Origin of the sequence: Ideonella margarita, assembly GCF_038066635.1 — a bacterium.
Lineage (GTDB): Bacteria > Pseudomonadota > Gammaproteobacteria > Burkholderiales > Burkholderiaceae_C > Ideonella > Ideonella margarita.
This window is the reverse complement of the sequence record NZ_JBBUTI010000005.1, coordinates 316,108-330,472: the sequence shown is the minus strand read 5'-3', so window position 1 is coordinate 330,472 and position 14,365 is coordinate 316,108. Positions and strand designations below refer to the sequence as shown.

The window sequence follows — 14,365 nt, the reverse complement described above, 5'->3', positions numbered from 1 at the left end:
GGAGGCGTAAATTGCAAGCTCTCGTCACATGACCCAGTCGATTTCGCGGAGGTTTCCTCTGTCAAGGCGGTAGTGCATGGCGGTATCCAGTCTTCCGGCGCGGTTCTTCAGCAATTCGCTCGTCAAGGGTGCGTTGGCGGCGTGTTTGCTGGTCTGGAGCATTGCGGCGGGGCTCATCGCGCTGGATCGGCACCAAAGCCTGCTGGCCGAGGTGCAACGCAACGACAACCTGGTGCTGGCCCAGCAGCTGCAGGTCGAGCAGTCGCTGGATTCGCTTGATCAGTTGCTGCGCGTTGCACGCCGCGATTTCACCGGCCCGAACCCGCCCCGCGACGTGGCGGCCTGGCTGACCGAGCTGCAGGTCGACGAAGGCAGCATCACCAACATCGGCGTGGTGGATGCCACTGGCCAGGTTCAACTGTCGCTGCGCGCGGGCGTGCCTACATCGGTGGCCGAGCGCGAATACTTCATCTGGCACAGGGGCGAGACGCGTGATGTGCCGTTCATGGGCGTGCCTTTGCAGGGCAAGCAGACGGGTGTCTGGGTGCTGACGCTGACGCGCCGCATCACGCTGGCGAATGGTGAATTTGGTGGTGTGGTGCTGGTGTCGGTGCGGCCCGAAATGTTCAGCGGCGGCCTGCTGCGCTCGAATCTCGATGCCGACGCGTCGATGGCCTTGATCGGCCTTGACGGTGTCACCCGCGTGCAGCGCCGTGGCGAGCGCGTGAGCTTTGGCCAGCGGGTGTCGCAGTCGCAGCTGTTCAGCGAACTCCGGCATGCTCCTTTCGGCAACTACGAGGGTCGGCCCGATGCGGACGGCAGCCGGTTGCTGGTCAGCTACCGGCAGCTGGAGCGGTTTCCGCTGGTGGCCGAGGTGGCGTCGTCGGTGTCGGTGGTGATGGGGCCGGTGCACCAGCGCGCGATGGTGCATGTGGCCGGCGCAACAGCCTGGTCGGTGCTGATCATCGTGCTGGCCGCCGTGCTGATGCGCAACCGGCAACGTCAGCGCATGGCCATGAGCCGGCTGGCGCAGAGCGAGGCCCGCTACCGGCAACTGTTCGACCAGAACCTGGATGGCGTGCTGGGGGTCGATCTGGCGGGTGTCATTCGCGCGGCCAACCCCGCGGCGGGCAAGCTGCTGGGGGTGTCGGCGAACGAGCTGCTGGGTACCTCGCTGTTCGAGCAATGTGAATCGGGGGGCGACGAGGCCCGCAGCTGGTTTGCCGAGCTGCCTTCAGACGGTCAGGGGCTGGTGGCGGTGCAATTGCGGCGGCGAGGCGGCCAGGCCTTCGAGGCCGAACTGTCGGCGTCGCTGGACCGGCAGCAGGCGCAGGGCAACGGGCTGGCCAATGTGGTGATGCGCGACATCAGCAGCCGCAAGGCCGCCGAGGAAGCCGAGCGGGGTCGTGTGCTGGCGGAACGTGCCAACCAGGCCAAGAGCGCGTTCATGTCGCGGATGAGCCATGAGCTGCGTACACCGCTGAACGCCATCCTGGGTTTTTCGCAGCTCCTGCTGAGCGACCGGCAGGCGCCGCTGGCGCGGCCTCATCAGGTGCATGTCGACCGCGTGCTCGGCGCTGGTCGGCACCTGCTGGCCTTGATCGACGACCTGCTCGACTTGTCCCGGCTCGATGCCGATGTCATCCACCTGCGCCCGGAGGCCTTGCCCTTGCGGCCATTGCTGCAGGAGGTGCTGTCGACCTTGCAGACCGAGGCCCTGGCCAATCGGGTGTCTCTGGTGATCGAGGACGACCCGGTTGGCGCCATGAGCCCGGCGCCCTGGGTGGAGGCCGATGCCGTGCGCCTGCGCCAGGTACTGATCAACCTGCTGTCCAACGCCATCAAGTACAACCGGCCCGGCGGCCAGGTGACGCTGGCCGCCCGCCTGGTCGACGACCGCGTGGAGCTGGCCGTCATCGACACCGGGCTGGGCATGACGGCCGCCCAGCAGGCGCAACTGTTCCAGCCCTTCAACCGCCTCGGCCGCGAAAACGGCGGCATTGCCGGCACCGGCATCGGCCTGGCCATCTGCCAGCGGCTGGTGCGGCTGATGCAGGGGGATCTGCGGGTGCACAGCGTGGTGAACGTGGGCAGCACGTTCACGCTGGTGCTGCCGGCCGCGCAGGCGCCGGCGCCCACCGTGTCTGCCGCCAGCTCGATGGCGAGCTTCGACGCGTCCCTGCAGCGCGTGCTCGCGGTCGACTCCGCTGCGCAGGGCGTGGTGCTGGTGGTTGAGGACGAACCGGTGAACCGGGAGCTGGTGCGCGCCTGCCTGTCGCGACGGCCCGGGCTGGTGTTGCAATTCGCCGGGTCGATGGCAGAGGCGATCGTCATGGCGCGCCGGCATCCGCCGCGGCTGACCCTGATCGACATGATGTTGCCGGACGGTGACGGTGCCACGCTGCTGGGCCGGCTGCGGGCCTTGCCGGGGCAGGCGGGGCTGACGGCGCTGGCGGTCTCTGCCAATGCCATGCCCGAGTTCATCCATGACGCGCTGCGGGCGGGTTTCAACGCCTACATCACCAAGCCCTTCGAACTGGCGGTGATGCTCCGGGAGGTCGATCAGGCCTTGTCCGGCAACGCACTGCCGCCGCAGCGGCAGGTGGTCGGGCACGCGCTTCGAGACTGAGGGTTTTCACCGCCCGGCGGCGCTTGCGCAGGGGGCCGTGCCAGTTTTACATTAACCGACCGGTCGGTTAATTAATTGTCATGCCCACAGAACACTCACCTGACAGCCCCGCATTGCATCCCGGCACGCCCGTTGGCGTGATTGGCGCTGGCGCCATGGGGGCGGGCATCGCCCAGTTGGCCGCGCAGGCCGGCCACCCCGTGTGGCTGTTCGACATGCAGGCCGGGGCTGCGGAGCGCGCCGTGGCGCGCATCGGCGATGACCTGGCCGGCGCCGTGCACCGTGGCAAGCTCACCGACGCCGAGCGCGACGCGGTGCTCGCCCGCCTTGCACCCGCGGCCGCGCTGTCGGATCTGTCAGCGTGCGGCTTGCTGGTGGAGGCCATCGTCGAGCGGCTGGAGCCCAAGCAGGCCCTGTTCAAGGATCTGGAAGCGCTGGTCGCGCCGCACGCCGTGCTGGCCACCAACACCTCGTCGATCTCCATCACCGCCGTGGCCCAGGCGCTGCAGCACCCGGGCCGCGTGGTGGGCTGGCACTTCTTCAACCCGGCCACCCGCATGAAGCTGGTGGAGATCATCCCCGGCTTGCGCACCAACCCGGCCTTGCTGGCCCCGCTGCGGGCGCTGTCGAAGGCCTGGGGCAAGGTGCCGGTGGCCGCGCCGAATGCGCCCGGCTTCATCGTCAACCGCGTGGCCCGGCCGTATTACGCCGAGGCCTTGCGCCTGGCCTCGGAAGGCCTGGCCAGCTTCGCCACGCTGGACCGGCTGATGCGTGAAGCCGGCGGCTTTGCGCTCGGGCCTTTCGAGCTGATGGACCTGATCGGCAACGACGTCAACCTGGCAGTCACCGAATCGGTGTTCCAGGCCACGGCGTTTGACAGCCGCTATGCACCGAGCCTGCTGCAGCAGGAACGGGTGCGGGCTGGCTTGCTCGGCCGCAAGTCCGGTCAGGGCTTCCATGACTACCGGCCAGAGGCGGTGGCTGCTGCGGCGAATGTGGTGATGCCGCCTTCGCTTTCGGCGGCCAACCACACCCTGGCATGTGCGCCTGACTTGCTGGCTGCTGCATCAGGCTCGGGCCTGGCGCATCCACTGGCCGCACTGCTGCTGCGCCTGCAGGCCGCCGGCGCGGTGCTGGTGCCAGACGCCGAAGTGCCTGCCGGCATGCTCGCGCTGGGCGAGGCGCTGGTGGGCCTGACCGACGGCCGAACGGCGGCGGACTGCGCCCAGCAACACCAGCGGCCCGTGCTGCTGCTCGACCTGGCCCTGGATTACGCCAGCACCACCACGCTGGGCGCCACCAGCTCGCAGGCTGACGGTGCCGGGCTGGACGCGCTGGCCGGCCTGCTGGCGCTGGCCAACATCGCACTGCTGGGCCTAGACGACGTGGCCGGCCTGGGCGTGATGCGCACCGTGGCTTGTCTGGCCAATGAGGCGGCCGACGTGATGACCTGGACCGGCACCACCGCCGCCGACATCGACACCGGCATGCGCCTGGGCACCGCCTACCCGCGCGGCCCGCTGGCCTGGGCCGACAGCCTCGGGGCCATCCGGATCGTGCAGGTGCTCACCCACCTGCACCAGCATTACGGCGATGCGCGTTACCGCCGCGCACCCCGCCTCACCCGTGCCGCCCTGACCGGGCAGGTGCTTCATCCAGCGGCCGCCTGACGGCCGGCCCATCTCGTTCAAACGCTGACAAGGACACACCATGTACACCCAGGCGATGGACACGCTCGGCAAAGAGCCCGGCGACAACCCCGCAGCCGTGCGCTCCGCCGATGACCTCGGACGGCAGGCGGCGTTTGATGCGCGCATTGACGCCGGCGAGTTCATCGAGGCCAAGGACTGGATGCCCGATCACTACCGCAAGACGCTGCTGCGCCAGATCAGCCAGCACGCGCACAGCGAGATCGTCGGCATGCTGCCCGAAGGCAACTGGGTGACGCGTGCGCCGTCGCTCAAGCGCAAGGCCATCCTGCTGGCCAAGGTGCAGGACGAAGGTGGGCACGGCCTGTACCTGTACGCCGCGGCTGAAACCCTGGGCCAGAGCCGCGACCAGATGCTCGACGCGCTGCACACCGGCAAGGCCAAGTACAGCTCGATCTTCAACTACCCCACGCTCACCTGGGCCGATGTGGGCGTGATCGGCTGGCTGGTGGACGGCGCGGCGATCATGAACCAGGTGCCGATCTGCCGATGCAGCTACGCGCCCTACGCCCGCGCCATGGTGCGCATCTGCCGCGAAGAAAGCTTCCACCAGCGCCAGGGCTACGACAGCCTGATGGTGATGATGCAGCAGGGCACCGAGGCGCAGAAGGCCATGGTGCAGGACGCAGTGAACCGCTGGTGGTGGCCGTCGATCATGATGTTCGGCCCGCCGGATGACCAGTCGCCCAACAGCGCGCAGAGCATGCGCTGGGGCATCAAGCGTGTCAGCAACGACACCCTGCGCCAGAAGTTCATCGACGCGGCGGTGGACCAGGCCGCCGTGCTCGGTGTGCGCCTGCCCGACCCCGACCTGCGCTGGAACGAAGCGCGCGGCCATTGGGACTTCGGCAACATCGACTGGGACGAGTTCTGGCGCGTGATTGCCGGCGACGGCCCGTGCAACCAGGAACGCCTGGCCGAGCGCGTGACCGCGTGGGACGACGGCGCCTGGGTGCGTGAGGCTGCGCTGGCCCACGCTGCCAAACGGGCTGCCCGACAAGCCGCGGCCACGGCCACCGCCCAGGCGGCCTGAAGCGCCTTCCCGAACACCATCGTCCGCCGACACGCGAGCATCACCATGTCCTCATCATCCAAGCCCGGCGACACCGCCGTTGCCGTCGCCCCGCAAGCTAGCCAGGAATGGCCGCTCTGGGAAGTCTTCGTGCGCTCCAAGGCCGGTCTCGACCACAAGCATTGCGGCAGCCTGCATGCGCCCGACCCGCAGATGGCCGTGCAGATGGCCCGGGACGTCTACACCCGCCGCCAGGAAGGCACGAGCGTGTGGGTGGTGCGCTCCGAGCACATCGTGGCCAGCGACCCGGGCGACAAGGACATGTACTTCGACCCGGCCGAAGACAAGGTGTACCGCCACCCCACCTTCTACAAGCTGCCGGCTTCCGTGGACCACATGTGATGAGCGCGACGACCTTGACCTCCGCCGTGGTTGCAGGTGCCCAGGTGCCCTCCATCGGCGTGCCGGCGGACGCTTCGGTGCAGTACCTGCTGCGCCTGGCCGACACCATGCTGATCCTCACCCAGCGCCTGTCTGAATGGTGCGGCCATGCGCCGGTGCTGGAAGAAGACATCGCGCTGACCAACATGGCGCTTGATCTGATCGGCCAGGCGCGTGCCGTGCTGACGCTGGCAGGCCAGCGCGTGGCGGACGTCACCGGTGGGGCGGTGCTCGACGAAGATCAGCTGGCCTTCCTGCGTGATGAGCGCGACTACCGCAACCCGACGCTGGTGGAGTTGCCGAACGGCCTGGCCGGCCGCCCTGATTTCGCTTTCACCGTGCTGCGCAATCTGGTGGTCTCAACCTGGCTGCTGGCCATGTGGCAACACCTGGCTGACAGCAGCAACGAAGAGCTCGCCGGCATCGCCGGCAAGGCCGTGAAAGAAGCGCGCTATCACCAGCAGCATGCCGCCGACTGGGTGGTGCGCCTGGGTGACGGCACGGCCGAATCGGCCCGCCGCACGCAGCAGGCCCTGGACCGGCTGTGGCGCTATGTGCCCGAGCTGTTCGAAGACGACGCAGTGGACGACGCCGCGGTCGAATCCGGTCTCGGCCCGGCGTCGTCGCAGTTGAAGGCGGCGTGCGAAGCGGCGCTGCTGGCGGTGCTGGCCGAGGCACAGTTGACCGTGCCTGCACCGTCCACCTTCCGCAGCACCGGCCGCCGCGGCGTGCACAGCGAACACATGGGCTTCCTGCTGGCCGAGATGCAGCACCTGCCACGCAGCTTCCCCGGAGGCGCCTGGTGATGTGCGGCGCCGAGCTGCACACGCGCACGCAGGCCGCCTGGGCGGTGCTGGCCGAGGTGCCCGACCCCGAGGTGCCCGCGATCTCCGTGTGTGACCTCGGCATCGTGCGTGACGTGGAGATGGCCCACGACGGCCAGCTCACCGTGGTGCTGACGCCCACCTACAGCGGCTGCCCCGCCACCGAAGTCATCACCGAGAGCGTGCTGGCCGCGCTCGACGCCGCCGGCCTCGGCCCGGCCCTGGTGCGCATGCAGCGCGCGCCTGCCTGGACCACCGACTGGATCAGCCCCGCCGGCCGCGACAAGCTGCGCGCCTACGGCATTGCGCCCCCCGGCCCGGTGGGCGGCGAGGTGCGTGTGCCGATGCACCTGGTGGGCGGCCTGGCGCAGTCAGCAGCGAGGTCGGTTGACGTGCGCCTCGGCAGCCTTGGCGCAGCGCCCGCTTCAGCGCTGGCATGCCCGCGCTGCGACAGCACCAACACCGAACGCTTGTCCGCCTTCGGCTCCACCGCCTGCAAGGCCCTGTATCGCTGCCTGTCCTGCCGTGAGCCCTTCGAGCACTTCAAACCGATTTGAGTGGAGCCCCCACGCCATGAGCCCCTTGTTCCATGCCCTGACGGTCAAGTCCGTCAGCGCCGACACCACCGAAGGCCGCATCGTCAGCTTCGCCGTGCCCGAAGCGCTGCGCGACACCTTCGGCTTCACCCAGGGCCAGTACCTGACCTTGCGCCACACGATTGACGGGCAAGACCTGCGCCGCTCGTACTCCATCTGCGCCGGCGTGGATGACGGCGAGCTGCGCGTGGGTGTGCGCAAGGTGCGCGGCGGCCTGTTCTCGAACTGGATCCACGAGCACCTGCAACCCGGCGACAGCCTGCAGGTGATGGCGCCGCAAGGCCGCTTCTTCGTGCCGATCGAGCCGCAGGCCCGCCGGCACTTCCTCGGGGTGGCGGGCGGCAGCGGCATCACGCCCATCCTGTCGATCATGAAGACCGTGCTGGCGCGCGAACCACTCAGCCGCTTCACGCTCATCTACGGCAACCGCATGTTGCAGTCGACGATGTTCAAGGAAGAGCTGGAGGACCTGAAGAACCGGTACCTCACACGCTTGTCGCTGCACCACGTCTTCAGTGACGAGCCCACCGACGCACCGCTCAACCACGGCCTGATGAACCGCGACAAGCTCGCCGAGTTTCTGAGTTCGGTGGCACCCGCAGCCCACATCGACCATGCCTTCATCTGCGGCCCGTTCCAGATGAACGATGAAGCCGAAGCCGCCTTGCTGGCCGCCGGTGTGGCGCCTGAGCGCGTGCACATCGAGCGCTTCGGCGTGGCGCCGGGGCAGGGTGGTGGTGTGGGGAGCGCACCAGGTGCCGTGATGCATCAGGCGTTGCCCGGTGATGCCACCGAGTCGCGCATCACGCTGATCCGCGACGGCCTGACCCGCGAAGTCGTGTTCAGCAAGGACCAGCCCAGCGTGCTGGATTGCGCCAGCGCGGCCGGTCTTGAATTGCCGTTCTCCTGCACCTCTGGTGTTTGCGGCACCTGCCGCGCCAAGGTGCTGGAGGGCGAGGTGCGCATGGCGCGCAACTTTGCGCTGGATGCCGCCGAGGTGGCCGCCGGCTTCGTGCTCACCTGCCAGGCCCATCCGCTCAGTGCCCGCGTGGTGTTGAGCTTTGATGCCCGCTGACCCTGTTCACCGATTGAAAGACCTGCCATGACCGCCTGGATCATTGACGGCACCCGCACCCCCTTTGGTCGCTACGGCGGCGCGCTCTCCGGCGTGCGCACCGATGACCTGGCCGCCATGCCCCTGCGTGCGCTGAAAGAGCGCCACGCCGCGCTCGATTGGTCAGCCATCGATGATGTGCTGTACGGCTGCGCCAACCAGGCCGGCGAAGACAACCGCAACGTGGCCCGCATGGCCGCGCTGCTGGCGGGCCTGTCGGTGGATGTGCCCGGCGGCACCGTGAACCGCCTGTGCGGCTCGGGCCTGGACGCCGTGGCCATGGCCGCCCGCCAGATCAATGCCGGTGAGGCCGACCTGATGATCGCCGGCGGTGTGGAAAGCATGAGCCGCGCGCCCTTTGTCATGGCCAAGGCCACCAGCGCGTTTTCGCGTGAGGCCAAGGTCGAAGACACCACCATCGGCTGGCGCTTCGTGAACCCGCTGATGAAGGCCGCCCACGGCATTGATTCGATGCCTGAGACGGCCGAGAACGTGGCGCAGGAATTTGGCATCGGACGGGCCGACCAGGACGCCTTCGCGCTGCGCTCGCAGCAACGCTGGGCAGCCGCGCATGCGGCCGGCTTCTTCGATGGCGAGATCACCCCCGTCACGCTGCCCCGCGCCAAGGGCGAGCCGGTGGTGGTGCGCCAGGACGAACACCCCCGGCCCGACACCACGCTGGAGCAACTGACCCGCCTCAAGGGCGTGGTGCGGCCCGACGGCAGCGTGACGGCCGGCAATGCCAGCGGCGTGAACGACGGCGCCGTGGCGCTGCTGCTGGCATCCGATGCGGCGGTGAAGCGCTACCAACTGGCCCCGCGCGGCCGGGTGGTGGGCGCCGCGGTGGTGGGCGTGCCGCCGCGCATCATGGGCATTGGCCCGGCGCCGGCCACGCGCAAGCTGCTGGCCCGCATTGGCTGGGAGCTGTCGTCGCTCGACGTGATCGAGCTGAACGAGGCCTTTGCCGCGCAGGGCCTGGCCGTGACGCGTCAGCTCGGCCTTGCGGATGACGACCACCGCGTCAACCCCAACGGCGGCGCCATTGCCATTGGCCACCCGCTGGGCGCATCCGGTGCCCGACTGGCGCTGACAGCGCTGCGGCAGCTGGAGCGCAGCGGCGGGCGCCGCGCGCTGGTGACGATGTGCATTGGCGTGGGCCAAGGCATTGCGCTGGCCATCGAGCGCGTCTGACCCCTTTGAACACCCCTGCAGGAACCCCATCATGAGCGACGCCATCATCCACTCCGCCCCGCTGCAACTGCAGAGCTTCATCGCTGGCCAGTGGGTGGGCAGCCAGGCCGCCCAAGTGCTGCGCAGCGCCGTGAATGGCCGGGTGGTGGCCCACACGCACGTCGAATCGCCCGACTTTGAAGCCGGCCTGCACCACGCCCGCACGGTGGGCTTGCCGGCCCTGCTGGCGCTGAACTTCCAGCAGCGCGCGCAGATCCTCAAGGCGCTGGGCAAGTATCTGCTGGCCCACAAGGAAGCGCTCTACGCCATCTCGGCCCACACCGGCGCCACGCGGGCCGACAGCTGGATCGACATCGAGGGCGGCGCAGGCACCTTGTTCGCCTACGCCAGCATGGGCTCGGGCGAGCTGCCCAGCAGCAACGTGGTGCATGAAGGCCCGGTGCTGCAGCTCGGCAAGCAGGGCGGCTTTGTGGGCACGCACGTGCTCGTGCCGCGCCGCGGTGTGGCGGTGCACATCAACGCCTTCAACTTTCCCATCTGGGGCCTGCTCGAGAGGTTCGCACCGTCGTTCCTCGCCGGCATGCCGTGCATCGGCAAGCCTGCCAGCGCCACCAGCTATGTCACCGAAGCGCTGGTGCGCCTGATGGAGCAGAGTGGCTTGCTGCCGGCGGGCGCGCTGCAGTTGGTCATTGGCGGCACGGGTGATTTGCTGGACCGCCTGACCGGCTCGGATGTGGTCACCTTCACCGGCTCGGCCGACACCGCAGCCCGGCTGCGGGTGCATCCGAACCTGGTGGCGCGCTCGGTGCCGTTCAATGCCGAGGCCGATTCGCTGAACTGCGCCATCCTCGCCCCCGACGTGACGCCCGACGACCCCGAGTTCGCGCTGTTCGTGCGCGAGGTGGCCCGTGAAATGACGGCCAAGGCCGGCCAGAAGTGCACGGCCATCCGGCGCGCCATCGTGCCGCGCCAGCAGGTGGATGCGGTTGTGACGCAATTGAAGGCGCGCCTGGCCAAGGTGGTGGCCGGTGACCCGGGCTTGGACGGCGTGACCATGGGCGCACTGGCCTCGCACGCCCAGCAGGCCGACGTGGCTGAGCGTGTGGCGCAACTGCGTGAGCATGCCGAACTGCTGCTCGGCGGCAGCTCGGATTTGCCGCTGGTCGGTGCAGGCACCGAGCACGGCGCGTTCTTTGCGCCCACGCTGCTGCTGGCCCGCCAGCCGGGTTCGGCGGGCAGCCTGGTGCATCACATCGAGGCGTTTGGCCCGGTCAGCACGCTGATGGCCTATGACGACCTGGACGAAGCCATCGCGCTGGCGGGCCGGGGCGAGGGCAGCCTTGTCGGCTCACTCATCACCAAGACGCCCGCCATTGCGGCGCGCGTGGTGCCCGAGGTGGCCGCTCTGCATGGCCGTGTGCTGGTGCTCGACCGCGACGCAGCCGTGGAATCAACCGGCCACGGCAGCCCGCTGCCGCAGTTGAAGCACGGCGGACCCGGCCGCGCCGGCGGGGGCGAGGAGCTGGGCGGCACGCGGGCCGTCAAGCACTACCTGCAGCGCACGGCGGTGCAGGGCTCACCGACCATGGTGGCGGCGGTCACCGGTGAATACGTGCGCGGTGGCGCGCGCATCGAGACCGAGGTGCACCCCTTCCGCAGGCACTTTGAAGACCTGCAGATCGGCGAAAGCCTGCTGACGCACCGCCGCACCGTGAGCGAGGCTGACATCGTCAACTTCGGCGGTATCTCGGGCGACTATTTCTACATGCACTTCGACGCCATCGCGGCGAAGGACACGCAGTTCGGCCAGCGCATCGCCCACGGCTACTTCGTGCTGTCGGCGGCGGCGGGCCTGTTCGTCAGCCCGGCGCCTGGGCCGGTGCTCGCCAATTACGGCCTCGACACCCTGCGCTTCGTGAAGCCGGTGGCGATTGGCGACACCATCCGCGCACGCCTCACGGCCAAGCGCAAGATCGACCGCTTGCGCGTCGACGAGCAGGGCCGTGGCCAGGGCGTGGTGGCGTGGGACGTGGAGGTGAGCAACCAGCATGACGAGCTGGTAGCCAGCTACGACATCCTCACGCTGGTGATGAAGCGGGCCTGAGCGGCCTCTTCAGATCAGCGGCCGCTGCCGGCCGGGTAGATCCACAGCGGATACAGGTTGCCGGCGGCGTCCAGGCGGTGGCGGTCGTCGAGCTCGCGCATGCGGCGCTCGAGGTCGCCCACATCGCGGGCATCGGCCAGGTAGCGTTCGTCGGTGCTCGGGGCGTTGACAAGGGCGGTGCGCAGGGCACCCAGGGTGGCGGAGATGATGTTCATGGTGTTCTTACGGTGCGGAGGCCGCCGGTTCAGCGGCTGAATCTCGCCGGTGCTCATCCACGGTAGGTGGTGGCCCGGTCTGTTTGTCGGATTAGGGTTAACCCGCAAAACGAAGTGTACGCGTGTGGCCGTGACTGGTCTGTGACGGAGTCGGCAGACCTTGCTGCATTCGGGTGCTTTGATGGCCGACCTTGATCTGTGTCAGGTTGTCTGCGGCCTGAAATGCCAGTTATTTCACGAATTGATAGGTCCACGAATGGCAGACCATGTCGATGTAACAAGAAGGCTGCCTGGTAGTTCGCAGCGTCTTGTCGTCGACCTTCGCGTCGCCCTCCGATCCTTCAATCTGAACCCAAGGACACACCATGAAGCCACTGTTCACCGCCGCCGCCCTGACGCTAGCCCTGTTCGGCGCCGCCCATGCTGCCGATGACCCCAAGGCCACCATCACCGCGCTGAATGAGCGTCTGGCCAAGATCGGTGCCCCCAAGCTGGACGGCACCGACAAGGCCGGCGACAAGCAAGTGCCGGCCATCTTCTTCGGCGCTCGCAAGATCAACAACAACTACGACGTCGTCGACGAGATCAAGAAGTCGTCGGGCGCCACCGCCACCGTGTTCGTGAAGGACGGTGACGATTTCATCCGCGTCAGCACCAACGTGCTGACGCCGGAAGGCAAGCGCGGTGTGGGCACCCCGCTGGCCAAGGCCAAGGCCTATGAGGCCGTGAGCAAGGGCACTGATTTCTGCGGCGACGTGGATGTGCTGGGTACCCCGTTTGCGGCTTGCTACAGCCCCATCAAGGATGCAGGTGGCAAGGTCATCGGCGTGACGTACGTCGGCTTCAAGAAGTGATGTTGGCGGCGGCCCACAAGGTCGCCCGCTTGCGCTGCAGCGGCCGCACCGGCTGCTGGCGCTCCTTGAACTGGAATGTCCTTGAGGGGCATCTGCCATGACTGCAATTCAAAAGATTTCAAGTTTCTGGTCCGGCCTGCGTGTCGGCAGCCAGCTGACCTTCGCCTTCGCCATCGTGCTGCTGTTGACCGCCGTGCTCGGCGGTGTGGCCACGCTGGCCCTTGGCCAGGTCAATGCCGCGTCCCATGAACTGGCAGCCAAGTGGCTGCCGGCGGCGGGCCACCTGGCGAACACGCGGGCGGCGATGCTGGATACCCGCGCCTACGAAGTGAAGCTCGCCAGTGCGGCCGATGCGTCCTACGTGGCCGAGTACGAAGACAAGATCAAGGCTTCCGCGGCCGACGCCGCGAAGCACCTGGCCAGCTACAAGGCCTTGCCGCGTGGTGACGAAGAAGCCGAGCTGCTGGCCAAGATGGAAAAGGCCTGGGCGGCCTACATGACGGTCCACGCCAAGGTCTCCGCGCTGGCCCGCGAAGGCAAGATGGACGACGCCAAGGACATCGGTGACGGCGCTGGTCAGATGGGGGCTGACGACTCCATTCATGCGCTGGACAAGGTAACCGCGTTCGCCTTTGCCGGCGCTGATGCGACCGCCGAGCAAGCCGCCGCGGTGTTTGCCAAATCACGTCTGGTGCTGCTGGGCCTCGTGGCAGCCAGCCTGACGATTGGCGTGCTGCTGGCCGTGTTGATCACCCGCAGCCTGCTGCGCCAGCTGGGTGGTGAACCCCGCCAGGCCGTGGTGCTGGCCCGTGCCGTGTCGGGCGGTGACTTGAGCACCCCCATCACGCTGCGCACTGGCGACAAGAACAGCCTGATGGCCGCGCTGGCCAACATGCAGTCCAGCCTGGGCCAGGTGGTGCGCCAGGTGCGTGAAGGCTCCGAGCAGGTGGCCACAGCCAGCGCTGAAATCGCCAGCGGCAACAGCGACCTGTCGGCTCGTACCGAGCAGCAAGCCAGCGCGCTGGAGCAAACCGCCGCGTCGATGGAAGAGCTGGGCAGCACTGTGACCCAGAACGCCGACAACGCCCGCCAGGCCGACACATTGGCCCGCAGTGCCAGCGATGTCGCCCTGCGTGGTGGCGAGGTGGTGGCGCAGGTGGTGGGCACCATGCGCGAGATCAACAACAGCTCCAAGCGCATCGCCGACATCACGGGCGTGATCGACGGCATCGCCTTCCAGACAAATATCCTGGCGCTGAACGCTGCCGTGGAAGCCGCTCGTGCCGGTGAGCAGGGCCGTGGTTTTGCCGTGGTGGCCGGTGAGGTGCGTACCCTTGCCCAGCGCTCAGCCGAAGCTGCTCGCGAGATCAAGCAGTTGATCGCCGCCAGCGTGGAGAAGGTCGAGGCGGGCACCCGCCAGGTCGACGAAGCCGGCGAAACGATGTCCGAGGTCGTGACCTCGATCCAGCGTGTGTCGGAGATCGTCAACCAGATCAGCGCCGCCAGCGTGGAGCAGAGCTCCGGCGTGCGCCAGGTGGGTGAGGCCGTGACCCAGATGGACCAGGCCACGCAGCAGAACGCCGCATTGGTGGAGCAGAGCGCTGCCGCCGCCGAGAGCCTGAAGCACCAGGCCACTGACCTGGTGCATGCCGTCTCGGTATTCCGGCTGTGAGCCG

12 protein-coding genes are annotated in these 14,365 nt (G+C 68.2%); 11 read left to right on the top strand and 1 reads right to left on the bottom strand.

Features of this window, described 5'->3' with window-relative positions:
* Positions 1–76: 76 nt before the first annotated feature.
* The 9 genes from AACH00_RS09010 (at position 77) to paaZ (ending at position 11,620) form a co-directional block, all read left to right on the top strand.
* Positions 77–2,629 carry an ATP-binding protein gene (locus AACH00_RS09010; protein ID WP_341398770.1) on the top strand — a complete coding sequence of 851 codons (2,553 nt, stop codon included), beginning with the start codon at positions 77–79 and terminating at the stop codon, positions 2,627–2,629.
* Between the two features lie 74 nt (positions 2,630–2,703).
* Entirely contained in the window at positions 2,704–4,299 is a 1,596-nt protein-coding gene (locus AACH00_RS09005; protein ID WP_479723909.1) for a 3-hydroxyacyl-CoA dehydrogenase, read from the top strand.
* Between the two features lie 40 nt (positions 4,300–4,339).
* Complete coding sequence (gene paaA, locus AACH00_RS09000) at positions 4,340–5,371, top strand: 1,2-phenylacetyl-CoA epoxidase subunit PaaA (RefSeq protein WP_341398768.1); 1,032 nt, start codon at positions 4,340–4,342, stop codon at positions 5,369–5,371.
* Positions 5,372–5,416: 45 nt separating this feature from the next.
* On the top strand, positions 5,417–5,752 hold the full coding sequence (paaB, locus tag AACH00_RS08995; protein ID WP_341398767.1) for a 1,2-phenylacetyl-CoA epoxidase subunit PaaB: 336 nt from the start codon (positions 5,417–5,419) through the stop codon (positions 5,750–5,752).
* Positions 5,752–6,597: a 1,2-phenylacetyl-CoA epoxidase subunit PaaC gene (paaC, locus tag AACH00_RS08990; protein ID WP_341398766.1), complete on the top strand. Its 846-nt coding sequence runs from the start codon at positions 5,752–5,754 to the stop codon at positions 6,595–6,597. The genes paaB and paaC overlap by 1 nt, the downstream gene beginning before the upstream one ends.
* A complete protein-coding gene (gene paaD / locus AACH00_RS08985; protein WP_341398765.1) occupies positions 6,597–7,172 on the top strand; it encodes a 1,2-phenylacetyl-CoA epoxidase subunit PaaD in 576 nt (191 codons plus the stop codon). Before paaC ends, paaD begins: the two co-directional genes overlap by 1 nt.
* A gap of 16 nt (positions 7,173–7,188) precedes the next feature.
* Positions 7,189–8,286 carry a 1,2-phenylacetyl-CoA epoxidase subunit PaaE gene (gene paaE / locus AACH00_RS08980; RefSeq protein WP_341398764.1) on the top strand — a complete coding sequence of 366 codons (1,098 nt, stop codon included), beginning with the start codon at positions 7,189–7,191 and terminating at the stop codon, positions 8,284–8,286.
* A gap of 27 nt (positions 8,287–8,313) precedes the next feature.
* Complete coding sequence (gene pcaF, locus AACH00_RS08975; protein WP_341398763.1) at positions 8,314–9,516, top strand: 3-oxoadipyl-CoA thiolase; 1,203 nt, start codon at positions 8,314–8,316, stop codon at positions 9,514–9,516.
* 31 nt (positions 9,517–9,547) lie between these two features.
* Positions 9,548–11,620: a phenylacetic acid degradation bifunctional protein PaaZ gene (gene paaZ / locus AACH00_RS08970; RefSeq protein WP_341398762.1), complete on the top strand. Its 2,073-nt coding sequence runs from the start codon at positions 9,548–9,550 to the stop codon at positions 11,618–11,620.
* A gap of 14 nt (positions 11,621–11,634) precedes the next feature.
* Here the strand turns inward: paaZ and AACH00_RS08965 are convergent, their stop codons facing one another.
* Entirely contained in the window at positions 11,635–11,835 is a 201-nt protein-coding gene (locus tag AACH00_RS08965; protein ID WP_341398761.1) for a DUF3563 family protein, read from the bottom strand.
* A gap of 365 nt (positions 11,836–12,200) precedes the next feature.
* On the opposite strand from AACH00_RS08965, the gene AACH00_RS08960 reads away from it, so the two are divergent.
* A complete protein-coding gene (locus tag AACH00_RS08960; RefSeq protein ID WP_341398760.1) occupies positions 12,201–12,689 on the top strand; it encodes a Cache 3/Cache 2 fusion domain-containing protein in 489 nt (162 codons plus the stop codon).
* Between the two features lie 97 nt (positions 12,690–12,786).
* Complete coding sequence (locus tag AACH00_RS08955; protein WP_341398759.1) at positions 12,787–14,361, top strand: methyl-accepting chemotaxis protein; 1,575 nt, start codon at positions 12,787–12,789, stop codon at positions 14,359–14,361.
* Positions 14,362–14,365 lie beyond the last annotated feature (4 nt).